The 25,718-nt window shown below is 40.0% G+C and carries 25 protein-coding genes and 1 rRNA gene; 7 read left to right on the forward strand and 19 right to left on the reverse strand.

All coding sequences use genetic code 11. The annotated features are described in order from the left end of the window. Together ACLPIE_RS12140 and gmhB are read right to left on the reverse strand one after the other, a co-directional pair. Positions 1-313: ribosomal RNA gene (locus ACLPIE_RS12140) — 16S ribosomal RNA — on the reverse strand; the annotation flags it as partial. Positions 314-758: 445 nt separating this feature from the next. Beyond that, complete coding sequence (gmhB, locus tag ACLPIE_RS12145) at positions 759-1,325, reverse strand: D-glycero-beta-D-manno-heptose 1,7-bisphosphate 7-phosphatase (RefSeq protein WP_430261921.1); 567 nt, start codon at positions 1,323-1,325, stop codon at positions 759-761. A gap of 170 nt (positions 1,326-1,495) precedes the next feature. Between gmhB and metN the strand changes: the two genes are divergently transcribed. The 6 genes from metN to proS all read left to right on the forward strand — a co-directional run bounded on the left by metN (position 1,496) and on the right by proS (position 7,127). Next, entirely contained in the window at positions 1,496-2,527 is a 1,032-nt protein-coding gene (gene metN, locus ACLPIE_RS12150) for a methionine ABC transporter ATP-binding protein MetN (RefSeq protein WP_430261923.1), read from the forward strand. Next, positions 2,520-3,173, forward strand: coding sequence for a methionine ABC transporter permease MetI (gene metI / locus ACLPIE_RS12155; protein WP_430261925.1), 654 nt, complete (start codon positions 2,520-2,522; stop codon positions 3,171-3,173). The genes metN and metI overlap by 8 nt, the downstream gene beginning before the upstream one ends. A 58-nt stretch (positions 3,174-3,231) precedes the next feature. After that, entirely contained in the window at positions 3,232-4,053 is an 822-nt protein-coding gene (locus tag ACLPIE_RS12160) for a MetQ/NlpA family lipoprotein (protein ID WP_430261927.1), read from the forward strand. 124 nt (positions 4,054-4,177) lie between these two features. Further along, on the forward strand, positions 4,178-4,579 hold the full coding sequence (gene rcsF, locus ACLPIE_RS12165) for an Rcs stress response system protein RcsF (protein WP_430261929.1): 402 nt from the start codon (positions 4,178-4,180) through the stop codon (positions 4,577-4,579). Positions 4,580-4,586: 7 nt separating this feature from the next. Then, positions 4,587-5,306, forward strand: coding sequence for a tRNA (N6-threonylcarbamoyladenosine(37)-N6)-methyltransferase TrmO (tsaA, locus tag ACLPIE_RS12170; protein WP_430262113.1), 720 nt, complete (start codon positions 4,587-4,589; stop codon positions 5,304-5,306). A 99-nt stretch (positions 5,307-5,405) separates the two neighbouring features. After that, a complete protein-coding gene (gene proS / locus ACLPIE_RS12175) occupies positions 5,406-7,127 on the forward strand; it encodes a proline--tRNA ligase (protein ID WP_430261931.1) in 1,722 nt (573 codons plus the stop codon). A 57-nt stretch (positions 7,128-7,184) separates the two neighbouring features. On the opposite strand, the gene chbG is transcribed toward proS, so the two are convergent. The 7 genes from chbG to nlpE all read right to left on the reverse strand — a co-directional run bounded on the left by chbG (position 7,185) and on the right by nlpE (position 13,533). Further along, entirely contained in the window at positions 7,185-7,940 is a 756-nt protein-coding gene (gene chbG / locus ACLPIE_RS12180) for a chitin disaccharide deacetylase (RefSeq protein ID WP_430261933.1), read from the reverse strand. A 36-nt stretch (positions 7,941-7,976) separates the two neighbouring features. Further along, positions 7,977-9,329: a 6-phospho-beta-glucosidase gene (locus ACLPIE_RS12185; protein ID WP_430261935.1), complete on the reverse strand. Its 1,353-nt coding sequence runs from the start codon at positions 9,327-9,329 to the stop codon at positions 7,977-7,979. Between the two features lie 110 nt (positions 9,330-9,439). Continuing rightward, positions 9,440-10,303: a transcriptional regulator ChbR gene (gene chbR / locus ACLPIE_RS12190; RefSeq protein ID WP_430261936.1), complete on the reverse strand. Its 864-nt coding sequence runs from the start codon at positions 10,301-10,303 to the stop codon at positions 9,440-9,442. 13 nt (positions 10,304-10,316) lie between these two features. Next, complete coding sequence (gene chbA, locus ACLPIE_RS12195) at positions 10,317-10,661, reverse strand: PTS N,N'-diacetylchitobiose transporter subunit IIA (RefSeq protein ID WP_430261937.1); 345 nt, start codon at positions 10,659-10,661, stop codon at positions 10,317-10,319. Positions 10,662-10,705: 44 nt separating this feature from the next. Beyond that, entirely contained in the window at positions 10,706-12,067 is a 1,362-nt protein-coding gene (gene chbC / locus ACLPIE_RS12200; RefSeq protein ID WP_430261939.1) for a PTS N,N'-diacetylchitobiose transporter subunit IIC, read from the reverse strand. A 118-nt stretch (positions 12,068-12,185) separates the two neighbouring features. Beyond that, positions 12,186-12,506, reverse strand: coding sequence for a PTS sugar transporter subunit IIB (locus ACLPIE_RS12205; protein ID WP_430261941.1), 321 nt, complete (start codon positions 12,504-12,506; stop codon positions 12,186-12,188). A gap of 370 nt (positions 12,507-12,876) precedes the next feature. Next, entirely contained in the window at positions 12,877-13,533 is a 657-nt protein-coding gene (gene nlpE, locus ACLPIE_RS12210; protein ID WP_430261943.1) for an envelope stress response activation lipoprotein NlpE, read from the reverse strand. Positions 13,534-13,803: 270 nt separating this feature from the next. Here nlpE and rof point away from each other — a divergent pair, with 270 nt between their 5' ends. Then, the gene (rof, locus tag ACLPIE_RS12215) at positions 13,804-14,067 is read left to right on the forward strand and encodes a Rho-binding antiterminator (RefSeq protein ID WP_430261945.1); all 264 of its coding nucleotides are present in this window, start codon (positions 13,804-13,806) and stop codon (positions 14,065-14,067) included. 69 nt (positions 14,068-14,136) lie between these two features. Here rof and tilS read toward each other — a convergent pair whose 3' ends face one another. The 10 genes from tilS to skp form a co-directional block, all read right to left on the reverse strand. Further along, positions 14,137-15,486: a tRNA lysidine(34) synthetase TilS gene (gene tilS / locus ACLPIE_RS12220; RefSeq protein ID WP_430262115.1), complete on the reverse strand. Its 1,350-nt coding sequence runs from the start codon at positions 15,484-15,486 to the stop codon at positions 14,137-14,139. A gap of 13 nt (positions 15,487-15,499) precedes the next feature. Then, the gene (locus tag ACLPIE_RS12225) at positions 15,500-16,390 is read right to left on the reverse strand and encodes a DMT family transporter (protein WP_430261947.1); all 891 of its coding nucleotides are present in this window, start codon (positions 16,388-16,390) and stop codon (positions 15,500-15,502) included. 127 nt (positions 16,391-16,517) lie between these two features. Continuing rightward, the gene (gene accA / locus ACLPIE_RS12230; protein WP_430261949.1) at positions 16,518-17,477 is read right to left on the reverse strand and encodes an acetyl-CoA carboxylase carboxyl transferase subunit alpha; all 960 of its coding nucleotides are present in this window, start codon (positions 17,475-17,477) and stop codon (positions 16,518-16,520) included. A 12-nt stretch (positions 17,478-17,489) separates the two neighbouring features. Continuing rightward, on the reverse strand, positions 17,490-20,972 hold the full coding sequence (dnaE, locus tag ACLPIE_RS12235) for a DNA polymerase III subunit alpha (protein ID WP_430261951.1): 3,483 nt from the start codon (positions 20,970-20,972) through the stop codon (positions 17,490-17,492). A gap of 11 nt (positions 20,973-20,983) precedes the next feature. Beyond that, entirely contained in the window at positions 20,984-21,577 is a 594-nt protein-coding gene (gene rnhB, locus ACLPIE_RS12240; RefSeq protein WP_430261953.1) for a ribonuclease HII, read from the reverse strand. Then, entirely contained in the window at positions 21,577-22,734 is a 1,158-nt protein-coding gene (lpxB, locus tag ACLPIE_RS12245; protein WP_430262116.1) for a lipid-A-disaccharide synthase, read from the reverse strand. The genes rnhB and lpxB overlap by 1 nt, the downstream gene beginning before the upstream one ends. Positions 22,735-22,781: 47 nt before the next feature. Beyond that, positions 22,782-23,579: an acyl-ACP--UDP-N-acetylglucosamine O-acyltransferase gene (gene lpxA, locus ACLPIE_RS12250; RefSeq protein WP_430261955.1), complete on the reverse strand. Its 798-nt coding sequence runs from the start codon at positions 23,577-23,579 to the stop codon at positions 22,782-22,784. Position 23,580: 1 nt separating this feature from the next. Continuing rightward, entirely contained in the window at positions 23,581-24,033 is a 453-nt protein-coding gene (gene fabZ / locus ACLPIE_RS12255) for a 3-hydroxyacyl-ACP dehydratase FabZ (RefSeq protein WP_430261957.1), read from the reverse strand. A gap of 127 nt (positions 24,034-24,160) precedes the next feature. Continuing rightward, the gene (lpxD, locus tag ACLPIE_RS12260; protein WP_430261959.1) at positions 24,161-25,198 is read right to left on the reverse strand and encodes a UDP-3-O-(3-hydroxymyristoyl)glucosamine N-acyltransferase; all 1,038 of its coding nucleotides are present in this window, start codon (positions 25,196-25,198) and stop codon (positions 24,161-24,163) included. A gap of 3 nt (positions 25,199-25,201) precedes the next feature. Continuing rightward, positions 25,202-25,696, reverse strand: coding sequence for a molecular chaperone Skp (gene skp / locus ACLPIE_RS12265; RefSeq protein WP_430261961.1), 495 nt, complete (start codon positions 25,694-25,696; stop codon positions 25,202-25,204). Positions 25,697-25,718: the final 22 nt, after the last annotated feature.

Here is a 25,718-nt window from a genome sequence, read left to right on the forward strand (position 1 = left end):
TGTGGCTGATCATCCTCTCAGACCAGCTAGGGATCGTCGCCTAGGTGAGCCATTACCTCACCTACTAGCTAATCCCATATGGGTTCATCCGATAGCGCAAGGACCGAAGTTCCCCTGCTTTGCTCCTAAGAGATTATGCGGTATTAGCTACCGTTTCCAGTAGTTATCCCCCTCTATCGGGCAGATCCCCATACATTACTCACCCGTCCGCCGCTCGTCAGCGAGAAGCAAGCTTCCCCTGTTACCGCTCGACTTGCATGTGTTAGGCCTGCCGCCAGCGTTCAATCTGAGCCATGATCAAACTCTTCAATTAAAAGTGTTTGATGCTCAAAGAATGTTTACTGTCGTTTGATTTCCGAAGAAACCAAATTACCTATTAGTTCATATATATGAATTAACGTGTTAGTCACTCTTCAAGACTTAAAATCAAATATTTTTTTGATAGTGTCCTGTGAGTGCCCACACAGATTGTCTGATAAATTGTTAAAGAGCGTTGCGACATTTCTTTTGGAAATTCGACTCAGTTTTTATTAACTTAGGTCGTTGTCGCGAGGTGGCGTATATTACGCGTTCCTCTGTGAGAGTCAAGCATTTTTTTTGCTTTTTCTTTTCAGAATCTCTCGCTGCCGTTTCAGTGTTCATCGCGCTTTGCGTTGTCTTGTTCCCGGTCAGTGGTGGCGCATTATAGGGGGTCAGAAAAATCTGGCAAGTGTTTTTTTGATTTTTTTTCCCAACTGCTTAGCTTTCACCCAAAACGACTATTTATTGATTCTTTTTAAAGCTTCCGGTAACTCTGCAATACTACTAATAACAAGATCAGCATTATTTATTGCTTCATCTGTTACCGTTTCACCACTTTTTACTAATACCGTCATACCAACTTTAGCCGCTTTACCTGCTTGTATATCAGCAAGTTTATCACCCACCATGATAGAAGAAGCCATATCAATATTTAAAAATGATTGTGCATCTAATAACATTCCTGGCTTTGGCTTACGACAATTGCACTCTTGGCGATATTCTTTAACTTCAGCATCAGGATGATGAGGACAAAAGTAAATACCGTCTAAGTCCACACCTCTGTCAGCAAGTGACCAATCCATCCATTCTGTCAGTTGCATAAATTGGTCTTCTGCATAAATACCACGACCAATACCAGACTGGTTAGTTACCACAACTAGTGCATAGCCCATTTTCTTTAATTCAGCCATTGCCTCAATTGAACCTTCGATAAATTCGAAATCATCGATTTGATGAACATAGCCATGATCGATATTAATTGTGCCGTCTCTATCTAAAAAGACTGCTGGAATCCCTTTACTCACCTGTTTACTCCTCAAATTTAATATCTTTTTAGTATCTCACGAAAAGAAAAAAAATGAGAATAGAATAAATAAAACAATCTTTATTGACTTAGACGTCTAGACGCCTTAACATCCAACGGTATTAGATACACTATCTAAAGAACAATTCAGATAAAAGTTAGAAAATATAAATGATAAAGCTCTCAAATATTAATAAAGTTTTCCAGCAAGGAAGCCGTAGCATTCAAGCACTAACTGATATTAGCTTGCATGTTCCTGCTGGTCAGATATATGGCGTTATCGGTGCTTCAGGTGCAGGTAAAAGTACGCTCATTCGTTGTGTGAATATGCTTGAGCGTCCAACCTCAGGCCAAGTTATTGTTGATGGACAAGACTTAACAACAATGACAGAGAAAGCGTTAACGAGAGCACGCCGTGGTATTGGCATGATTTTCCAACACTTTAACCTGTTATCTTCACGTACTGTCTTTGATAACATCGCACTTCCTTTAGAACTAGATAATACGCCTAAAGAAAAAATCAAAGAGCGTGTTAATGAATTACTTGATTTAGTTGGGTTAAGTGAAAAAAAAGATGCTTATCCTGCAAATCTTTCTGGTGGACAAAAGCAACGAGTTGCAATTGCACGCGCATTAGCGAATTCACCGAAAGTATTATTATGTGATGAAGCAACAAGTGCATTAGACCCAGCAACAACACGCTCAATACTTGAGTTATTAAAAGATATTAACCGCCGTTTAGGTTTAACTATCTTGTTGATTACGCATGAAATGGATGTTGTGAAACGTATTTGCGACCAAGTCGCTGTGATTAGTGGTGGTCAGTTAATTGAGCAAGATAAAGTTAGTGAAGTTTTCTCTCACCCGAAAACACCTGTCGCTCAAGCATTTATCCAATCTACTTTAGTAATTGACATACCGGACGATTACAAAGAACGCTTAAAAAACGAGCAGGATAACGATTTATCACCATTGTTAAAATTAGAGTTTACAGGTCAATCTGTTGATGCACCTTTAATTTCAATGGCGGTACGTAAATTTGATATTGATATTAATATCTTAAGTTCACAAATTGACTACGCCGGTGGCGTAAAATTTGGCGTGATGCTAGCTGAGTTACATGGCGTCAATGGTGGTGTTGATTCCACAATTGCATTTTTGAAAGAGCACCACGTGAAAGTAGAGGTTTTGGGTTATGTCTGAGAGAATGATTTATCTGCTGATTAACGGCACAATTGACACTATCACAATGACCTTTGTTTCTGGCTTTTTAGGTTTTGTTTTAGGTTTACCTTTAGGGGTGTTGCTCTACATTACGCGCAAAGACCAAGTTATGGAAAATATTGGCTTATATCGAGCCCTTGCAGTTGTTGTTAATATTTTCCGTTCAGTACCATTTATTATTTTACTGGTTTGGATTATTCCATTAACGTCATTTCTTGTTGGCACCACTATTGGTTTAAAAGCAGCTATCGTACCTTTAACGATTGGAGCCGCGCCGTTTATTGCACGTATGGTTGAAAATGCGTTATTAGAAATTCCAAGCGGTTTAATTGAATCAGCTCGCGCGATGGGAGCAACTCCGCTTCAGATTATTCGCAAGATTTTAATTCCTGAAGCATTACCAAGCTTAATTAACGCTGCAACGATCACCTTAATTATGTTGGTTGGATATTCTGCTATGGGTGGAGCAGTGGGTGCCGGTGGTTTAGGTCAAATAGCACTACAATATGGTTATCAAACCTATAACCCTGTTGTGATGAATACCGTTATTGTTCTTCTTGTCATTTTAGTAAACGTTATTCAATTTGGTGGCGAATACTTAATGAAAAAAGTTTCACATCGATAGTTAGTAAAATAGCTGCGCCGTTAAGGTGCTTATAAAGTTCGTTTAAAGGGGTATACCAATGTCTATTAAATTAAAATCTATCGCAGTTGTCGGCGCGCTATTAGGCACTCTTGTTCTTACAGGATGTGGCGAAAAAGAAAAAGATGCAAACAGCATTAAAGTTGGTGTGATTATGGGCAAAGAATTAGAAGTTGCTGAAGTTGCACAAAAAGTTGCTAAAGATAAATATGGTTTAGATGTCGAATTAGTGTCATTTAATGATTTCGTATTACCAAACGAAGCTTTAAGCAAAGGCGATATCGATTTAAATGCATTCCAGCACAAACCATACCTTGACCAACAAATTAAAGACCGTAACTATAAATTAGTGCCTGTTGGCAATACATTTATTTACCCAATCGCCGCTTACTCTAAAAAAATCAAATCTGTTGATGAGTTAGAGGACGGTTCACAAGTTGCATTACCTAATGATCCAACTAACTTAGGTCGTTCATTACTATTATTACAACAACAAGGTTTAATTAAATTAAAAGATGGCACGGGTTTAATGCCAACTGTCTTGGATGTTGTAGAAAATCCAAAAAATCTTAAATTCGTTGAATTAGAAGCGCCTCAATTGCCTCGTGCTTTAGATGATCAAAAAATTGCATTAGCGATTATCAATACAACTTGGGCAAGCAGTGCAACACCTAAATTAACCCCATCTAAAGATGGTTTGTTTGTTGAAGATAAAGATTCTCCGTATGTAAATATTATTGTTGCTCGTGAAGACAATAAAGATAGCGAGAATGTGAAGAAATTTATTCAAGCATATCAATCTGATGAAGTGGCAAATAAAGCTAATGAAGTCTTTGATGGTGGAGCAGTTAAAGGCTGGTAACCTTTTTTATTAGTAAAAAAACGATTAAAATACTAGACGGCTTAATGCCGTCTAGTATTTTTTGCAATTTATAGACAATAAAAAAAACGATATTATTTTGAATCATATAAGAAAGGTATAACTTATGAGACTGTTATTGCTCACCTTGGCAACTTTCACTTTAGCTGGGTGTGGAATTAACCAATACACAAGTCCAGGGCAAAACAAAGGTTTCACTAGTATGAAATTGTCTAAACCTGTACCTAGTGTGTCTGAACCAGAGACTGCAAACGTTAAATTAATGAATAGTCCTGAAGAATTGTTAGGTATGCCTTTCAAGGATCTAGGCATTGTATCTGGTGAATCCTGCCGAGAAAGCGTTCAAAGTCCTCCGGCAAATATGAATTCGGCTAAAAATAGTATGTTAACTCAAGCAGCTTATATTGCTGCTGATGCGGTACTTTTACATCAATGCCAGACAATGACCTCACCTGGTTGTTATCAGGCAACAATTTGTGAAGGTAGCGCATTACAAATTGTTGAATAATCGTCGTATGCAATCTTTTCAGTTTGATGTAATTGGGCACATAGAATCCCCTTACAAAGAAAAGTTTGCCATCCCGCGCCAGCCTGGTCTTGTTTCAGGTGGTGCCGGACGCCTATATCTCCATCCTCCTTTTAATGACCCAAATACAGTTCGAGGCCTTGAACAATTCAGCCATATTTGGGTGCTGTTTGTCTTTCATCAAACAATGCAAGGCGGTTGGAAACCTTTAGTTCGCCCTCCTCGTCTTGGTGGTAACAAAAAAATGGGAGTCTTTGCTACACGTTCAACATTTCGACCAAACCCTATAGGTATGTCTCTTGTTGAATTGAAAGGTATTTCAGTTAGAAACAATCAAGTTACTCTTGATCTTGGCAGTCTAGATCTGGTTGATGGCACCCCTGTTGTTGATATCAAACCTTATTTACCTTTTGCTGAAGCCTTGCCAACCGCAACAGCGGGTTACGCACAAGACGTCCCTTCAGATGATATGCAAGTTTTATTTACTGCACAGGTTCTGGCCTTATTAAGTTCTTATCAGAGAAAATATCCTGGCTTGAAACAGTTTATTGAACAAGTATTAATGCAAGACCCTCGTCCCGCTTATAAAAAACAATCTACTGAAATTCGTGACTATGCCGTCCATTTATTAGATTTTAATATTCGCTGGCGAGTAATAAATGGTGTGACTGAAGTATTCGCTATCGAACCGTACGAAAAAACGTACTAACCCCTTTTGGCGAGTGTCAGTCACTGGTAGACTAGCTCTCTATATACATAGGTAAGCAAGCGGCTTGCCATAATTTGTTGTTCTAATGGAACCTATACAATGCGTACTAGCAAATATCTGCTCTCAACTCTAAAAGAGACCCCTGCGGATGCAGAAGTTATCAGCCACCAGCTGATGCTGCGTGCAGGAATGATCCGTAAACTTGCTTCTGGTCTGTATGACTGGTTACCCACTGGCGTACGTGTTCTGCGTAAAGTAGAAACTATCGTGCGTGAAGAAATGGAAAATGCAGGTGCTATCGAGGTATCTTTACCCGTAGTTCAACCCGCAGATTTATGGCAAGAAAGTGGACGTTGGGAACAGTATGGTCCTGAGTTACTGCGTTTTGTTGACCGTGGTGAGCGCCCATTTGTACTTGGCCCAACCCATGAAGAAGTGATCACCGACTTAGTGCGTAACGAAATCACATCTTACAAACAATTACCTCTGAATTTATTCCAAATTCAGACTAAATTCCGTGACGAAGTTCGCCCACGTTTTGGTGTTATGCGTTCACGTGAGTTTATTATGAAAGATGCTTACTCTTTCCACATCAATCAAGAGTCGTTACAAGAAACTTACGACGCAATGTATGAAGCGTACAGCAAAATTTTCACGCGCATTGGCTTTGATTTCCGCGCAGTTCAAGCTGATACAGGTTCAATTGGTGGTAGTGCATCTCACGAGTTCCAAGTATTAGCAAAAAGTGGCGAAGATGATGTCGTTTTCTCAACTGAATCTGATTTTGCAGCTAACATTGAGTTTGCTGAAGCGGTTGCACCATCTACACCACGAGGCTCAGCAACAGAAGAAATGCGTTTAGTGGATACCCCAAATGCGAAAACTATTGCTGAACTAGTTGAACAATTTAACTTACCCATTGAAAAGACTGTCAAAACATTAATTGTTCATGCTAAAAAAGATTCTGGCCATACACTAGTTGCCCTATTGATCCGCGGTGACCATGAACTGAATGAAATCAAAGCTGAAAAACACCCTTTAGTGGCTAGTCCGCTTGAATTTGCTTCTGAAGAAGAAATCAGAAAAGCAGTCAATGCTGGCCCTGGATCTTTAGGCCCTGTAAACATGCCATTACCTATCATTATCGATCGTAGTGTGGCGGTTATGAGTGACTTTGGTGCAGGTGCAAATATCGATGGTAAGCACTATTTTGGTATTAACTGGGAACGTGACCTTCCAACCCCAGAAACTTTTGACTTACGTAACGTGGTTAATGGCGATCCAAGCCCTGATGGCAAAGGTATCCTGCAAATTAAACGCGGTATCGAAGTAGGCCATATTTTCCAATTAGGTACCAAATATTCTGAAGCAATGAAAGCCTCTGTACAGAATGAAGAAGGCCATAATCAGATCGTAACAATGGGCTGTTACGGTATTGGTGTAACCCGTATCGTCGCAGCAGCGATTGAACAAAGCCACGACGAGCGCGGAATTATTTGGCCTGATGCAATTGCGCCTTTCCAAGTTGCCATTTTGCCGATGAATATGCACAAATCTTATCGCGTTAAAGAAGTTGCAGAAAAACTGTATGCTGATTTAAAAGCAAATGGTATTGATGTCATTTTTGATGACCGCAAAGAGCGCCCTGGTGTGATGTTTGCTGATATGGAACTGATTGGTGTACCTTATACTATCGTTATCGGTGACCGCAATTTAGATAATAACCAAGTTGAATATAAGTCACGTCGAAATGATGATAAAGACCTTGTCGGCCTTGATAATGTGGTTAGTTTCTTAAAAGCGAAATTAGCGGCTCGCTAAACGATATAAGCAAAGTGATAGCCCAACGTTATGTAATTATTGACGCTGGGCTATTTTTTAAATATCTCGATATGAACCAATCTTAAATCCACGTTCTAGTATTTGCGCCTTTAAATTCTCTGACGTCAATACATCTAATTCGTTCAAACGTGGGTAGGCATAATTACTTTTTAATAATGCATTATCAATGAATGCAGGATGGCTCATGACCTCCACAGAATGATTTCCTCGCTGCTTTGCATTATCTAATATCTGCAAAAATAATGATTCACTAATTTCATCACCATAAAATTCACTACTAAAAGAATCTGTACTTGCTACTTGATATGATAATGGAAGCCAATTTTTTTCTAATTGACGATCAACTCGTAATGCCACACCTTTTTCCTGTGCAAAATTAACCACTATAGGAAAAATGCCTTCAATCATGTGTACATGGTGATGGCTATCAATATGGCTTGGCTTGCAACCAAAAACTTCAAGAAATTTTTGATATTGTAGATTTAGCTCTTCTTCAATTTCATTCAGTGGTAATTCACTTGGAGTAATATCCCATAGCCATTTGCCAAGTAGGCCATCACGGCTAAGAGATGGCATCGATGAAAATGGCTGACCTGCGGTCAAAACAAAATGCATCCCTACCGATAAATTAGGATAATCATGACTTAATTTAGCGGCATCCGATATTGCAGGCATATTCATCATTGCCGTAGTGGAATTAACAATACCACTGCGATGAGACTCAATGATGCCATAATTAACTGCTCGGCATAGTCCAAAATCATCAGCATTCACAATCAGTAATGAAGACATCTTTATTTCCTTTATGTCATCTACAAACTGCCATATTTACTTTTCCTGCTCTAACTGTTGTATTGCTTTATCAAACTGAGGCAGGTATTTTTTATGAGCAATTAATAGTTCTTTCGAAATTAAGCGCGCATCTTTATCTGAATGAATTAATGGATTCAAATTCATTGCTAATAAGACATCATTGAATTCACCATTCATTGCTGCACGGCTAGTCGCTATCTCAAAATTTTTCAGTGTATAAATTAACCCAAGAACCTTATCATCAAAATGAGTAACTCTTGGATGAGGCTTTGCACCATCTCGTCCCAATATACAGGTCATTTCAACTGACCAATCTCTTGGAATGTTATCAATATGTCCACAATGTGGGATATTGACATAATGCTCTGTATTTTTGTTATTATAGATTGCGTTGATCACCTCACAAGCTGCATCCGAATAATAAGCTCCCCCTCTTAATTCAAGCTCTTTTGGCTTCACATCTAATGACGGATCTTTATAAAGCTCAAAAAGTTGATGCTCTACTTTTTGTACTATTTGTGCTCGAGCTCCACCTTTGTAATATTCGCCAAGCTCTATTGCTAACATTTCTTTAGGTTTAAAATAGTATAATAGGTAGGAGCAAGGGATCAGTTTTAAACCTCTAATAAGTCCTTCTTCAAAAGGAAGGTCAGTAATATTTTTTACTGAGTTTGCGCTTAATGTACCTGAAGCAATACCGTCTAGTAGTTCATCAAAACGAGATACCCCATTGACTATCACATCTTTAATAAAGACCATATGGTTTAAGCCAAATAAGTCGATAGAAAGCTCATCTTTATCAGACAATTTAAGAACATCTGTGATAAACATTTTCATACCAATTGGGATATTACACACACCAATAAAACGTTTGAAATTAGTATGGCGATATACTGCTTCAGTTACCATCCCAGCTGGATTAGTAAAGTTAATCACCCATGCATCTGGACAAATTTCTTCAACATCTTTAATAATATCAAAAATAACAGGAATGGTGCGCAACCCTTTAAACAGCCCACCAGCGCCGTTAGTTTCCTGCCCCAAATATCCATGTTTTAATGGAATTGATTCATCTAATTCACGAGCTTTTAATTGCCCAACTCTTAATTGAGTCGTCACAAAATTTGCATCTTTGAGTGCTTCCCTTCTATCTAATGTTTTAAATATTTTTAGTGGGATATTGGCATGTTTCACCATACGCTGGCACAAATCAAAAATAATATCTAACTTTTCTTTGCCCTCCTCAACATCGACTAACCAAAGTTCAGTAATTGGCAACTCATGATAACGCTTAATAAAACCTTCTAATAGTTCTGGAGTATAACTACTCCCACCACCAATGGTGACCACTTTTAACTTCTGAGTCATATTAACCTCATTAAACCTTATAAAATGAATATAGAAAAGCACACCATCTTTGGTATAAAGATGGTTGTGCTAGATTTCCCTAGAAAATAAAAGCTTGTTTAGATAAAAAATTAACCTACCATTTTCTGTTCAACACTGAATAGATTCTTCCTATAATCACTTGGTGTTAATGATGTTAATTCTTTAAATTTTTTCACAAACAAACTTGGACTACTATAGCCTGACTCGAATGCAATATCGGTAATTGAATAATTGGTTATTTCTAATTGTTTTTTAGCAAAATTAATTCTTATATCATTAATAATTTGCATTGGTGTTTTACCATAGTAACGTTTTGTTGCTCGAGTCAAATACTCTTGTGATTTTCCTGTCATCGTGATCATATTTTGTAATGCACTCTCACTAAACATTGAGATATCATGCATTTCTTCCAAGGTGCTTTTAAGCCATTGCGGTGCATCATCTCGCATACTTTTTTCACGAAAATGGCGTAATCTATTAACGACATTAAAAGTAACTAATTCAATAAATTCATTAAACTCGCTATCACGAAAATTTAATGAAGCAACAACAGATTCTATATAAGCCATAAATTCATTTTTTAATTGATAACTTTGAGATGCTACAAAACAAATTGGCAATAATGGTAGGTAATGTTTATCAAAGAAAGATTTGCTGATCCCAACATTTAATACTCTTGTTGGTCCAAATTCATAGGCACTTTCATGATAAGACCCAATTGGTAGAAAAACAAAATCTCCACGCTCTAATAAAACTTTTTTACCATTGATTATTTGATAACAACGACCAGTTAAAACAATCATATATTCATAATAATCGTGTTGATGCAGTCCACTTGCACTCTCAACTTTATTATAAATAAAGACATGAAAGGTTTTATTATTAAAGAGTTCACTTTCTTGAACTAATTTAATATCAGCATTAGTATCGGTTCTATTAATCAGTGTCTGCATCACGTTCCCCTCTCTAATGATTTAGTTTTTCATGCAACTCAATTAATTCAGTAATTAATTCCCGGGCTAACATTGCATTCATTAAATGATCTTGAGCATGGACGAGAACTAAACTAACTTTAATTCGTCCCTCACCCATATCACTTTCAATCAATTGAGTTTGTACTTTATGAGCTTCGTTCAATGAAACATGTGATTGTTCCATTAAATTTTTTGCTGTCGTAAAATCGCCTTCTTTCGCTTTTCTTAACGCGGTATACGCTAAACTTCTTGCTTGCCCCGCATTAATAATCAGCCCCATAACAACTTCTTCTAGTTCATTAGCTGCATCTTCTTGGATACCATCAAGTTCAAACATGTTTTTATTCCTACTTTAATGAGAGGAGCAAGCTCCTCCATACTTTAAAACTTAAGGGCGTTCGCAATATCTTCTTCACTTTCTTCTTCATCTATCGTATTTTGCGCTTTGTTAGAAATTACGACAAACGGAAGGTAAACCAATACAGCAACACCAAGATTAAATAAGGCAAGTAACAGAGCTGCAATACTACCGTTAGTATTAAAGAACGCAGCCAAACCTGTAGGCATCGTCCACGGAGCAATATTTGTCACTGGTGGGATTATTCCTAATGAATATGCTGCGACCATAATTCCCGCTAATAAAGGCTGAATAAGAATAAATGGTATGAACATTACAGGGTTCATAATAATTGGTAATCCAAAAATAATCGGTTCGTTAATTTGGAATATACCTGCTGGCAATGCTAATTTAGCGACTTGACGATGATCTGCACGACGTGAAGCGATGAAAATCGCAATAATCAATCCCAATGTCGCCCCTGTGCCACCTAAGAATACATAGGAGTCAAGCATAGGTTTAGCCCACAGATGGAATGATTTACCCGCTGCAATAGCTGCGTCTACCGAACCGTACTGAGCATATAGAGAAACGTTTTCCAATGCCCACGGTGTCATAATTCCGCTATCTAATGCGGTCAGTGCTAATGAACCATGAATACCAAAGAACCAAAGTAATGATGTGAATACCACATAGGCCCAGCCTACAACGTTTCCCATTGACGCAAGCGGTGTCGAGACGGTATCCATAATAATCTGATGGAAGTTAGTACTAATGCCGCTAGAAAGCGCCCATGACACAATTCCCATTACTGACAAAATAATAAAGCCTGGAATAAGTGCAGAGAATGAGCGGGAAACAGAAGGTGGAACGCTATCTGGTAATTTGATAACCCAATTACGACGAACAATAAAAGCAAACATCTCAGCGACAATTAACCCTAAAATAATCCCTGAGATAATATTTGCCCCTCCTAACCAATTCGCACCAACGGCATAGTCTCCATTGACATCATAAGGGGTCACCGTCATAAAAGATGCCACAGCAAGTAAACCCGCCGCTAACGGGTCGACTTTGCGTTCTTCAGCTAATGCCATAGCGATAAAGAACGGTGCCATTAGAGACATGATGCCGAGTGTCCCGTTATAAATGTTTCCTCCTATTGCTTTAAAACCATTTAAGGTTTCGATTGTTGATGGTTCTAAACGAACCCCTAAAGAATAAAAAAAAGAACCTGTATCAAAGCTAAGAAAAACGTTATTAATAAGTACAAACATCGCGCCAACTAAGGTCAGCGGCATAATTCGAATAAAACCATTCTTTATTGCATTAACATGAGGTTGCTTTCCCAATCTAACTGCGAATGGGAGGAGTACCTTTTCAAGTGAAGTGATAACATGACTCATAAAAATACCCTCGATTTTTTTGAGCATCCTCCATTCTTAATCAGCTATATTTTAGCGATAGCATTAATATGATGGAGTTATTTATTATTTAGTAGAGGTAGCCAGTTGCTCTCTAATATTAACTTGCGGTATGTTTTTTAATCGTTGCAACGGCAGCTTTCAGAACACCCAATCCATCAACTTTGCCGTACAAGAGTGAATCAATCACTTCAACAGGTTTATTTGGTAATAATTTTTGAATATCGGATAACATCCAAGCAATTTGTGGTCCGAGTAATACTAAATCAGCATCCACTCCTTTTTCTGCCACTAAACTTTCAGGAAAAGCTTCAATATTGACGGGCACATCGTATTTTTCTGCCTGTAGTCTCATTTTGTTAACTAGTAGTGAGGTAGACATTCCGGCAGAACAAAATAGGTAGATATTTTTCTTTTTCATTACTTATCCTTTGATTTGTTCTATTGTTCTATTACCGCTGTGATTTATAAATTTTTTTACATACTTACAGCAATTTTAATTTTATAAACTAAAGATAAAAATTATCTCTAGTTGAATTGAGTATACTGCCCTACCTGAATCTACGATATTCCAATGTAAGTAATAATTGTTTCTTATTGACCTGTCGTTATGACCACCTTCACATTTATACAAATATTTTTCGTCAATAAAAAAGTTATATTGATATCAAAGAAGAGAAAGCTACCACCTCTGATGAGCAATAGCGGTTTTTAGTTGGTGTTTTAGTGGCTTGAAAAAAGAAAAGGCCCAACGTCTGTTGAGCCTTTCAGTCGAAATGAATAATCTAAGATTATTTGCAAGAAGCGGTTTTATCAAAATTAATTTTACCAGTTTGCACCAAGGCAGAATCAAACTGGCCATCTTCCATTGAAGGGCGAACCGTATAATAACCTTCCACCTCAACATATACAGGGGTACCGCCATCAACACCAGTCTTACTATACGCTTTTTCTAATTCAAGACCCGATGCGGTATATTGACGACCACTTTCACATTCAGTGAATACCGCGGCATCTGCCATATAACGATACTGACCCGCTTTCTTACTTGGTTTAACTCTTTCTAACGTATAGTTCAGCTGCGTTTCAATTAAGTTGCCTTCTAAATCAAGTAAAGTCACTGATTGCTCATCCGCAGATTGTGAGAAGTACGTACTTTCACCTTTTGGATTAGTCATCCTTAATTTATTACCTTCAATATTCCATTTACCTGAATCATGGAACGACCTACTGCCATCCTTGGTGTCTAAATAAACTAACTGTTCAACATAACTACCATCTTGTTGGAGCAACAATGTAGCTTCAATACCAGAACAATCTGCGCATGGTAAAACCCCACTATAAACTCTATCTACAGGTACTGTTTGTGCCTTTTTCGTGCCACTTTGGCAGCCCGCCAGCGTTACCGCGCCAACCGCCATTAATACTAAAATTAGTGTTTTTTTCATTATAAGTACCTTAAAACCATATGTTTTGACTCGTTAACTGATAAAGTCATAATAACATTGCAAGACACAAAAAAACGTAGAGCATAAGAAAATTAGGACATAACTGATAAAATATGTAATACATTAACTTGATGAATAAGAATTGTCTTTTTCAGACGGCTGAGATTATAGTTATTAAAGTTACTATGCTATTATCCTATTAAGCACTTATTGCTTGGTACAACATGTTCAAGGCGGCAATAACCGCCACTAACACAGTGGTGAGGGAATATGTCTACAGATACTGAATATCAACCTATCAATTGTGATGATTACGAATACCTTGAAATTGCATGCCAGCGTCAGTTGAAGTTACAGATCAAACTCAATGGCGGCGAGAATATTGAAGGGCAAGCCAGTGATTTACTCCTACGAAAAAAAGTCGAGTACCTGATTGTTGAGACACATGAAGGAACCAAGGAGCTACGACTGGATTGCATTAACTCCTTCAGTCATCCAGAAATCGGCACGATTGTTGTCGACCACTCTCATTAAACTCACAATTTTGAGTCCTTCAGTGCCCCTTATGATGATCACAGTTATAAGGGGTTTTCTATTTAAGTCTTAAACAAGTGCCTTAAACTCACTCACTTGTTGCCAATCAATGGCCATGCCAAATGACGTCTCATCAACCAACCCTTCAGGAGTTATAAAGCACCCTACCGCGGTAATGAGCTGCTCGTTGTAATAAATTAATGGCACACGCTCACGCATCCAAGGAGCAACCCCCAATTCTTGCCATATTTTTTTACTGCTTCGAGAACGGTGCCGCCCCACGATATTCAATGTGCCTTTTAGCCCAAAACGCACAGTTACTGCTTCATCAAGTTGTGGTGGCCTTATTTGCCCTTGGCCATCCATAACGTAGAGAATGCCAAGAGACTCTGGTAATTGAAAAGGTTCGGGATATTGCCATACAAATTTTTGATTTGATAAACTATTTATACGCTTAATAATCCATAATGCTTCTTGATAGCGGCGAACTTCATATTCACCCAACCGACAGATTGGTTCGGCATCTGCTCTTGCAAGAGCAACCTCTTGCCAAATTCGTTCTAATTGATTAAAAGGTGGCATCGGTAATTGATGAAGCCCAATCCAACGGCGGATAAGAGCATTACGCTTCGCCGAGGAGTAATTGCGTAAATCATCAATGAATAACCCTCCTCGATAATCCACGATCTCATCTAACGTTTCTTTTAGGAGTTCATCAAGTAGACTTTCTTGCTCAGCGCATAAAGCTGCGCTACGAGCGACAGCATTTGAGAAATGAGGCCAGCGTTCAACTAATGCAGGCATAATATGTAGACGTAAGAAATTGCGATCGTAGCGATCATCTTGATTACTATCGTCCTCAACCCATGTGAGCTGGTTTTCCTGCATATAAGTTTCTAATTCAGCGCGAGGTGTCGAAAGTAACGGCCGCAATAACCATGTTGCCCCATTCAGCGCCATAAACGGTGACAATTCAGGCATAGATGACAACCCTGCGGGGCCACTACCTCGCTTAAGCGCCAACATAAAAGTTTCTGCTTGATCATCAAGGTGTTGAGCCGTGACTAGCAATTCATTGTTCCCCAATTCTTCACGGTAAGCTTGATAACGTGCATCCCGTGCGGCAGCTTCAATCCCTTTCTGGCTCGGATCAACAATCACATGTCGACAAATAAAAGGAATGTCCCATTGAGAGCAAAGCTGAGCACAATGTTGCTCCCAAACATTTGCTTTTTGATTTAACCCATGGTGAACATGAATTGCGCGGATTTGAAGTAACGGATTTGTGCTATTTTTGATTTGGTAGAGAGCATGCAATAGTACAGTAGAATCAATGCCACCACTAAAACCGACCAATAGCTGCTCAAAACCTTGTATTTTGTTGCGAATACGTTCAATGATGATGTTTGATTGCTGCACCGTTAACCTACCTCTACTCACGATTCCTGACATTTCCTTTTATACCGACACATAAAATACCAGAAGTGATCACAAGTAATACCCCTATAATATAGGCGATTTCAAAAGGATCACTAAAAATTAGTACTAACCAGAGCACCGATAATACGGGAGACAAAAACACGACAGAAGCAATTTTTGCGGAATGTCCTGTATTCATCGCTTTAAACCATAAAATATACGAAATGCCGTTAATTAAAATGCCATTAATCAACGTTGGCCAAAAGGCAGCTTTTGATGGCAACTGTATTTCGCTAAACAATATCAGCAACACAAATGAAGTCAGTGTAGAAAAGATGAATAGCCAGACTGTACTAATATAAGGATCAATCGAATACTGCCGAGAAAAAACAGACATTAGTGCAAAACAAAAAGCGCCGCTAAAGACTAATAATAACGCAGTTGGATTTTCTACTTGCAACTGCGTTAGTTGTCCTTTAGTGAAGGTAATTATCACGGCAATAAACCCAATAACAATGCCAACGATTTGCCGACTAGCTAACTGATCTTTTAATAACACCACTGACAGTAAAATAATAATTAATGGCCAGCTATATTGAATAACTAACACGGCAATGCCATTTTCGATGGAATAGCCGTAGTACAATAATAAATAGAATAAACAATCAAGGAAGCCTAGTACAAAAATTTTGCTCAAAATACGTCGAGGTAAAATAAACAATTTCGTTATTTTATAACCCGAAACTAGAGCGACTATAGTTACTGCTATCGCAGAAATCAGATTTGACCAAAATAGAAATTGGAAGCTGTCCATCCCCTCTTGCCCAAGCCGAGACACAATAGGAATAAAGCTCCATATCAACACACAAATAAAGGCATACACTAAATAATTAAATTGTCTCAATTGGGTTCCTATTTTTTGGTTTTATACAGATAACTATATGAACCTCAACATGTCGCTATATTCACAATAAAAAACGGGAGCTGGCAAATGCAAACTCCCGTTTTTTTTACTCATGACAGGTTAACAATTAGCAGTAACCGTATTCCATTAAACGTTGATAGCGACGATTCTTCAGCGCTTCACCATCTAACACTTCTAATTCGTTCAAGTCTTCAATAATACGTGCTTTTAGATGCTCTGCAATTTCATCATAATTACGATGTGCGCCGCCTAAAGGCTCAGGTATCACATTATCAATGAGCTTCAGTTCTTTAAGGCGAGGAGCAGTGATCCCCATTGCTTCAGCAGCTAACGGCGCTTTATCTGCGCTTTTCCACAAAATGGATGCGCAGCCTTCTGGCGAAATAACAGAATAGGTGCTGTATTGCAGCATATTCACTTTATCACCGACACCAATGGCTAAAGCACCACCCGAACCGCCTTCCCCAATAACAGTACAAATTACTGGAACCGATAAACGGGACATTTCACGTAAATTACGTGCAATCGCTTCTGATTGACCACGCTCTTCCGCACCTACCCCTGGGTATGCGCCCGGCGTGTCGATGAATGTAATAATAGGGAGGTTAAAACGCTCAGCCATCTCCATCAGGCGTAATGCCTTGCGGTAACCTTCAGGGGCTGGCATACCAAAATTACGACGGATTTTTTCTTTGGTTTCACGCCCTTTCTGGTGACCAATAATCATCACAGGGCGACCATCTAAGCGCGCCATACCACCGACAATGGCTTTATCATCTGCATAAGCACGATCACCCGCTAGTTCTTGGAAATCAGTAAAAATGCGAGAAATATAGTCCAATGTATAGGGACGACGTGGGTGACGAGCGAGTTTAGCAATTTGCCAAGCCCCCAGATCAGAGAAAATTTTACGTGTCAATTCAACACTTTTTTCACGTAAACGAGCAACCTCTTCATCTAGGTTGACTTCTAAATTGTTATCTTGACGGCTAACCGCTGTTAGAGAATCAATTTTCGCCTCTAATTCTGCGATCGGCTGTTCAAAATCAAGAAAATCCAGACTCATAATATTCCTATTTTAGTCAAATTCTAATTCTACCTGCTCACTACCCAGCAGAGTTCGAAGATCGTTCAGAAGGAGATCCACGGGTGTCACACGCCAAACAACGCCAAATTTAAGCTTAGCTCTGGCATCATCCTTCTGGTAATACAAATGAACCGGTATCGTACCTGAACGATGAGGTTCAAGTGTATTGCGAAGCCGGTTCAGCAATTGATCGTTAATTTGTTTATCTGACAGTGAAATCGCAAGCCCCCGCGCATATTTTTCCCTTGCTTCACTAATATCCATTAACTCACGCACTGTCATTTTATTACCACCATTAAAATCATCAAAGCTGACCTGACCGGTGGCTATCAGGATGTTGTCTTTTTCCAGCATATGCTGGTATTTATCGAGAGCATCTGAAAATAGCATAATATCCAGACGACCGGAACGATCATCAAGCGTACAAATACCAATTCTATTACCGCGCTTGGTTGTGATCACTTTGGCTGAAAGAACTAAACCTACCACAGTTGTCACTTGACCACGAGGGGTCGGGTTCACATCTTTTAACCTAAGTCCGTTAGTATAACGTTCTATTTCGCTTAAGTACCGTGTTATTGGATGCCCCGTTAAATATAACCCTAGGGTTTCTCTCTCTCCATCCAATACCACTTGCTCAGGCCATTTCGGCACACTGGCATAGGAGCTTTCAACCTGCTCAGGGGCTTCAGCTAACACCCCAAACATATCTGCTTGGCCAATTGCCTCTGCTTTAGCGTGTTGATCTGCCGCTTTGAGCGCGTCTTCAAGGGAAGACATCAAGGCTGCGCGATGAGGGCCTAGGCGGTCAAATGCCCCAGCCATAATTAATTTTTCCATCACACGACGGTTAATTTTTTTGATATCGACACGAGCACAAAGATCAAAAATTTCTTTAAATATCCCCCCCTGCTGACGAGCCTCTACAATGGCTTCAATCGGCCCTTCTCCCACACCTTTGATAGCACCAATACCGTAAACTATCTCACCATCATCATTCACATGGAAGTGATAAAGCCCACTATTGATATCTGGCGGTAATACTTTTAAGCCCATTCGCCAGCATTCGTCAACTAAACCAACAACTTTTTCGGTATTATCCATATCAGCGGTCATTACCGCAGCCATAAATTCAGCCGGATAATGAGCTTTTAACCACAAAGTTTGGTATGAAACTAATGCATAAGCCGCTGAGTGCGATTTGTTAAACCCATAACCAGCAAATTTCTCTACCAAGTCAAAGATTTTCATCGCTAGTTCGCCATCAATCCCGTTTTTGATTGCACCCTCTTCAAAAACAGAACGTTGTTTGGCCATCTCTTCCGGTTTCTTTTTCCCCATAGCACGGCGCAGCATATCTGCGCCACCTAGGGTATAACCTGCAAGAACCTGAGCAATCTGCATGACCTGTTCTTGGTATAAAATAATACCATACGTCGGCTCTAGAACAGGTTTTAACGATTCATGTTGCCATTCGACATCAGGATAAGAAATTTCTTCACGACCGTGCTTACGGTCAATAAAGTTATCTACCATCCCTGATTGCAGTGGCCCTGGACGGAAAAGTGCCACAAGTGCGATCATGTCCTCAAAGCAGTCAGGTCGTAACCGCTTGATCAAGTCCTTCATTCCTCGGGACTCCAACTGGAATACCGCGGTTGTTTCGGAACGTTGCAACATATCAAAGCTTTTTTGATCGTGTAATGGGATAGCTGCAATATCAATCGGTTCTAAATTTTTCTTAGTTCGGCGAGCATTGATCATCTCCAATGCCCAGTTGATGATGGTCAGCGTACGTAAACCAAGGAAGTCGAATTTTACTAGCCCTGCATATTCAACGTCGTTTTTATCGAACTGAGTGACGGGGTTGTTCCCTTCTGCATCACAATATAATGGCGCAAAGTCAGTAATTTTAGTCGGTGCGATAACCACACCACCCGCGTGTTTCCCTGCGTTTCGCGTCACACCTTCAAGCTTACGCGCCATATCAATAAGCGCTTTAACCTCTTCATCCGCCTCATAAATTTCAGGCAGTTGGGGTTCCGCTTCAAACGCTTTTTCCAGAGTCATACCGGGATCTGGTGGCACTAATTTCGATATTCTATCCACGAAACCATAAGGATGCCCAAGAACACGCCCAACATCACGAATAACCGCTTTTGCCGCCATCGTACCGAAAGTAATGATCTGTGAAACAGCATCTCGCCCATACATTTGCGCCACGTGATCAATAACTTGGTCGCGTTTTTCCATACAGAAGTCGACGTCAAAGTCAGGCATTGAAACACGCTCAGGATTCAAAAATCGCTCAAAAAGCAAGTCGAATTCAAGCGGGTCAAGATCCGTAATTTTAAGGGCATATGCCACCAAAGAACCCGCACCGGAACCTCGTCCCGGACCAACAGGTACGCCATTATCTTTTGACCACTGGATAAATTCCATCACGATCAAGAAGTACCCAGGGAAGCCCATTTGGTTAATCACGTTTAGTTCAATATCTAAACGCTCATCATACTCAGGCCGTTTTTCTGCTCGCACCTTCTCATCAGGGAATAAAAATTCAAGGCGCTCTTCCAACCCTTCTTTTGACCGTTGAACCAAGAAGTCTTCAGTTTTCATATTCCCTGTCGGGAATTGCGGTAAGAAGTATTCACCAAGACGAATAGTGACGTTACAACGCTTAGCAATCTCTACACTGTTTTCCAATGCTTCAGGGATGTCGGCAAATAGCTCACACATCTCTTCTTCAGAACGTAAATATTGCTGAGGGCTATAATTTTTTGGTCTTTTCGGATCAGCGAGAGTGAAGCCATCGTGGATAGCAACGCGGATTTCATGGGCATCAAAATCACTACTTTCAATAAAGCAGACTTCGTTGGTGGCAACAACGGGAAGACCTTTTTTAGTCGCTAACTCGACCGCCGCATGTAGATAACTTTCTTCATCAGGGCGGCCCGTTCTGACTAACTCTAAATAATAGCAATCGGGAAAATGTGTTTCATAAAACTCAAGGCATTCATCAACTAATGTTTGATTACCTCTTAAAAGAAACTGACCAACATCGCCTTTACGCCCACCTGAGAGTATAATTAAACCTTCTTTATGTTTCGCTAACCAATCTCGTTGGATAGTCGGACCAATCGCCCCATAGCCTTTTTGATAGGCCTCCGAAATCAATAATGTTAAGTTTTGATAGCCTTCATTATTACGAGCCAAAATCGTTAGATGAGCGACTTCTTCACCTAATAATTCACTTTCCACATAAAAGTCTGCACCAATGATGGGTTTGATACCTGCACTGTGGGCAGCACCATAGAACCTAACTAGCCCACATAGGTTAGTGAAGTCTGTAATCGCAAAAGCGGGCATCCCCATAGCTGCGACTTTTTTGACTAATGGACCGGTTTTTGCCAGTCCATCTATCATTGAGTAGTCACTGTGGACGCGTAAATGAATAAAACGAGGAGCAGCCATCGTCTTTACACCTATTCTTTCATATCCAAAGCTCTCCTGACTGGAGCAAAGCTTTTACGATGGAATTCAGTTGCGCCATATTGCGCTAATTTTTCTAAATGATATGCCGTTGGATAACCTTTATGCTTTGCAAAGCCGTATTCAGGAAAGCTTTCATCTAACTCAATCATTTCTCTGTCTCTAAACACTTTTGCCAATATCGACGCCGCACTAATTTCTTGTACTAGGCTATCCCCTTTCACAACGGCTTGTGAAGGCATAGAGAGTTTAGGGCAACGGTTGCCATCAATTAAAACATAATCAGGAACAATAGATAATCCCTCAACTGCGCGTTGCATAGCTAACATCGTGGCGTGTAGGATGTTTAGTTCATCAATTTCCTCAGGTTCTGCACGGCCAATACACCAGCACAACGCTTTTTCCTGAATTTCATTAAATAATTTCTCACGTTTTTTTTCTGTGAGTTTCTTCGAGTCCGCTAACCCTGCAATAGGATTGTTAGGATCTAAGATCACTGCGGCAGTCACTACTGCGCCGACTAAGGGACCACGCCCTACTTCATCGACGCCAGCAATTAAATGTGCTTTCGGGTATACAAATTCCATTAATTTCTAACCAAATCGAGTACTGCTTGAGCAGCTTGTTTATCTGCATCACAGCGAATAAGTTGGTGTAATTGCAAAAAGGTCTGTTTCAAATGCTCAACTAACTCGCCACCTTCCAATAACGGAATCAATTGCTGGGCAAGTTGCTCTGGTTGGCATTCTTCTTGCAATAATTCTTTGACGATTTCTTTTCCTGCCAACAAGTTAGGCAATGAAACATAAGGTGTTTTTATTAGTCGTTTCGCTAACCAGAAAGTAAAGGGTTTCATGCGATACCCAACAACCATTGGGCACTTTGTTAACATGCATTCAAGCGCAGCGGTACCCGATGCTAACAAGGTGGCATCCGCTGCAATCATCGCATCACGAGCCTGACCATCTAAAATATGAAGGTGTAATTCAGGGGCTATGGTTTGCCTGATAGCCTCAAACTGCTGGCGACGCTTTTCATTCACTAAAGGCACAACAATGTGCAGATCAGAAAACTTATGCTGTAAAATTTTCGCGGTATTTAAGAAATCAGCACTCAACATTTCCACTTCTGAATGGCGACTTCCTGGCAATAATGCTAAGCATTTTACCCCTTCAGGTATCCCTAAACGCGCTCTCGCTGCTTGTTTATCAGGGATTAGTGGGATAGCATCGGCCATTGTATGACCGATAAAACGACAAGGCACATTAAAACGATCATAAAACGCTTTTTCAAATGGCAGAAAAGCCAATACTAAGTTAGTTGAGCGACCGATTTTAAATACCCGTTTTTGACGCCATGCCCAAACTGATGGGCTAACGTAATGAATAGTCTTGATGCCTTTTGACTTCAATCGCCCTTCTAAGGTGATATTAAAATCAGGCGCATCGATACCCACAAAAATATCAGGCTGTAACTGGGCAAAACGTGCAGTGAGGTCTTTACGAATAGATAATAGGCGAGGCAAGCGACCGAGGACTTCAACAACCCCCATCACCGCCAGTTCTTCCATTTCATACCAAGCTTCACAACCTTCAGCTTGCATCAAGGGGCCAGCTACGCCAACAAAATGCGCATCTGGTACTTGCTCCTTAAGTGCACGGATCAGACCCGCACCAAGGATATCGCCAGACGTTTCCCCGGCAACAAGGCCAATAGTAAGTGGACGGTTGCTATTCACCGAAATTCGCTCCTTAATAAAGGCCTAGACTCGCTAACCTCTCACAATAGAGATTAGCGGATAATTCCGCGCTTAGACTGTGCAGAATCTTCTAAGAAATCACTAAATACTTTTACCTGATCATTCACTTTTGCCATTTCGGCAATTTCTTCTCGAGCTTCCTCTAAAGACTTACCTGAACGATATAGCACTTTATAAGCATTACGAATAGCATGCAGTGTATCTTTCTCAAAGCCACGACGTTTTAACCCTTCAAGGTTTAAACCAAATGGCGTTGCGTGATTCCCTTGAGCAATAACATATGGCGGCACATCTTGAGCTACACCAGAACAGCCCCCGACCATGACGTGAGCGCCAATTTTACAAAATTGGTGTACTGCGGTCATTCCGCCAATAATTGCGAAATCGCCAAGTGTTACATGACCACCTAATGTCCCGTTATTTGCAATGATGCAACGGTTTCCAATGATACAATCATGAGCAATATGCACATTCACCATCAGCAAATTATCGTTACCCACTTGAGTGAGTCCTGTATCTTGGATTGTACCGCGATGGATAGTGACGCTTTCTCGAATACGGTTGCGATCACCAATTTCAACTCGCGTTGGCTCACCTTGGTATTTAAGATCTTGGTTAACTTCACCAATGGATGCGAACTGGAAAATCACATTATCTCGACCAATTTTTGTATGGCCGTTGACAACAACGTGAGATTTTAATTCAGTGCCTTCACCAATTTCTACATTCGCACCAATATAGCAAAAAGGGCCAACCCGTACATTGGCTCCAATAATGGCGCCATCTTCAACGATAGATGACGGATGAATATGGGCAGTATTGTCAATCATATCAGACCTCACGGCGACGGGCGCACATCATTTCTGCTTCGCAGGCCACTTCTCCATCAACTTTGGCAACACCTTTAAAACGTGCAACTCCGCGACGTTCTTTGATAAATTCAACTTCTAATACCATTTGATCCCCAGGCAAGACAGGACGCTTAAAACGTGCGTTATCAATTGCCGCAAAATAATACAATTCGCCTGGTTCTAATTTACCGACGCTTTTAAATGCAAGGATACCTGTAGCTTGAGCCATTGCTTCTAAAATTAACACGCCAGGGAAAATTGGTTTACCTGGGAAGTGACCTTGAAAAAATGGCTCGTTAAAAGAGACATTTTTTACTGCACGTAAAGATTTGCCTTTTTCAAAATCCAATACACGGTCAACCAGAAGGAATGGGTAACGGTGCGGAAGCAGTTCTAAGATTTCTTCTATATTCAGAGTATGATTATCACTCATCGAAATACTCTTCCTGTCTATTAATACGGTTTAATTAATGAATCGGCCTGCTTTAACCTAAATAAGGTTAACAGGCAGGCCGGAAAACGTAATTCATATGACTATTTTAGCCTGAATTACCAAATGATTACTGATTTTTTTGATTTTGGCTATCTAATTCACGCTCAACATGTTTCAGTCGCTTATTCATCTCATTGATATTTAAGACTAGAGCAGCTGTTTTACGCCAAACTTTATTAGGTTGTAAAGGAATACCTGAAGAGTAAACCCCTGGCTCAGTGATAGGTCTCATGACCATTCCCATTCCTGTTACTGTTACCTTATCGCAAATTTCCATATGACCATTGATCACACTGGCACCGCCAATCATACAGTAGCGACCTATTTTTAAGCTACCTGCCATGATGACACCACCAGCAACTGCGGTATTATCACCAATTATGACATTATGTGCAATTTGACACTGGTTATCGATGATAACACCATCGCCAATTATAGTGTTATCTAAAGCACCACGATCAATAGTCGTACTTGCACCGATCTCAACACGTGAACCAATGATTACAGTACCTAATTGAGGGATCTTAATCCAATTGCCACGATCATTTGCATAACCAAAACCATCAGAACCAATCACAGTACCTGATTGAATTAGACATTGTTCGCCAATCTCAACATTGTGGTACACGCTGACATTTGCCCATAAACGAGTCCCTGCCCCAATACGTGTGTTTTTACCCACAAAGCAACCTGCGCCAATCACCACATTATCACCAAGTTCTACACCACTTTCGATAACGGCATTTGCGCCAATTGCAACATTTTTACCAAGTTTAGCATCATCAGCGATTACCGCTGATACATGGATATCTTCTGCTGGGCTTGGTGTTGTATCCATGATTTGAGCCATTCGCGCATAAGCAAGGTACGGGTTATCAACAACCAGTGCAGCTACTTTGCAGGCCTCGAGATCTTTTGCTGTGAGAACTACCGCTGCTGCTTGGCAATCCACCAGTTTGTCGCTATAGCGGCTATCAGATAGAAAAGTAATCTGTTGATTATTCGCTGAATGCATAGGAGCAATACTGGTGATGACGATATCGCCATCACCATGTAATTGCGCATTCAACTGCTGAGCAAGGTCAGCCAATCGAATTGAAGACATCTATTATTTAACCTGTTTTTGAACCTTGCTTGTGATATCTGTGCTATCTTTTGCATATGCAACTGCATTTGCATCGATAACAATATCATAGCCTTCTTTCGCAGCAATAGACTTAATAGAGTCTTGGATACGACTTAAAATTTTAGCGCGCTCTTCACCTTGACGACGACGATTATCCTCTTCAAATTTCTGAGCTTTTTCAGCAAATTGGTCACGTTTAGTCATAAGTTCTGATTCAAGCTTTTCACGCTCACTTTGCTTCATTGTTGCACCATCACGGCGCAGCTTTTCAACGCGAGTTTGTAAATCTTTTTCTAGATTTTGCAACTCAGTAGCACGGCTTTTGAATTCACTTTCAAGCTGTTTAGCAACGGCTTCACGTGCAGGCATATTTTGGAAAATTTCACCAACATTTACGATAGCGATTTTTTCAGCATAAGCACCCGCAGACATTGCTAAAGCAATACTAACACCCGCTGCACACAACAATTTTTTCACACTAAACTCCTTAACCCATTTG

Origin of the sequence: Providencia sp. Me31A (assembly GCF_050487165.1) — a bacterium.
In the GTDB taxonomy this organism is placed as follows: domain Bacteria; phylum Pseudomonadota; class Gammaproteobacteria; order Enterobacterales; family Enterobacteriaceae; genus Providencia.

Bases quoted from the DNA above. Each gene is read 5' to 3' on its own strand.
- metN (WP_430261923.1), top strand. From the start codon at position 1,496: ATGATAAAGCTCTCAAATATTAATAAAGTTTTCCAGCAAGGAAGCCGT.
- metI (WP_430261925.1), top strand. From the start codon at position 2,520: ATGTCTGAGAGAATGATTTATCTGCTGATTAACGGCACAATTGACACT.
- ACLPIE_RS12160 (WP_430261927.1), top strand. From the start codon at position 3,232: ATGTCTATTAAATTAAAATCTATCGCAGTTGTCGGCGCGCTATTAGGC.
- rcsF (WP_430261929.1), top strand. From the start codon at position 4,178: ATGAGACTGTTATTGCTCACCTTGGCAACTTTCACTTTAGCTGGGTGT.
- tsaA (WP_430262113.1), top strand. From the start codon at position 4,587: ATGCAATCTTTTCAGTTTGATGTAATTGGGCACATAGAATCCCCTTAC.
- proS (WP_430261931.1), top strand. From the start codon at position 5,406: ATGCGTACTAGCAAATATCTGCTCTCAACTCTAAAAGAGACCCCTGCG.
- chbG (WP_430261933.1), bottom strand. From the start codon at position 7,940: ATGTCTTCATTACTGATTGTGAATGCTGATGATTTTGGACTATGCCGA.
- ACLPIE_RS12185 (WP_430261935.1), bottom strand. From the start codon at position 9,329: ATGACTCAGAAGTTAAAAGTGGTCACCATTGGTGGTGGGAGTAGTTAT.
- chbR (WP_430261936.1), bottom strand. From the start codon at position 10,303: ATGCAGACACTGATTAATAGAACCGATACTAATGCTGATATTAAATTA.
- chbA (WP_430261937.1), bottom strand. From the start codon at position 10,661: ATGTTTGAACTTGATGGTATCCAAGAAGATGCAGCTAATGAACTAGAA.
- chbC (WP_430261939.1), bottom strand. From the start codon at position 12,067: ATGAGTCATGTTATCACTTCACTTGAAAAGGTACTCCTCCCATTCGCA.
- ACLPIE_RS12205 (WP_430261941.1), bottom strand. From the start codon at position 12,506: ATGAAAAAGAAAAATATCTACCTATTTTGTTCTGCCGGAATGTCTACC.
- nlpE (WP_430261943.1), bottom strand. From the start codon at position 13,533: ATGAAAAAAACACTAATTTTAGTATTAATGGCGGTTGGCGCGGTAACG.
- rof (WP_430261945.1), top strand. From the start codon at position 13,804: ATGTCTACAGATACTGAATATCAACCTATCAATTGTGATGATTACGAA.
- accA (WP_430261949.1), bottom strand. From the start codon at position 17,477: ATGAGTCTGGATTTTCTTGATTTTGAACAGCCGATCGCAGAATTAGAG.
- dnaE (WP_430261951.1), bottom strand. From the start codon at position 20,972: ATGGCTGCTCCTCGTTTTATTCATTTACGCGTCCACAGTGACTACTCA.
- rnhB (WP_430261953.1), bottom strand. From the start codon at position 21,577: ATGGAATTTGTATACCCGAAAGCACATTTAATTGCTGGCGTCGATGAA.
- lpxA (WP_430261955.1), bottom strand. From the start codon at position 23,579: ATGATTGACAATACTGCCCATATTCATCCGTCATCTATCGTTGAAGAT.
- fabZ (WP_430261957.1), bottom strand. From the start codon at position 24,033: ATGAGTGATAATCATACTCTGAATATAGAAGAAATCTTAGAACTGCTT.
- lpxD (WP_430261959.1), bottom strand. From the start codon at position 25,198: ATGTCTTCAATTCGATTGGCTGACCTTGCTCAGCAGTTGAATGCGCAA.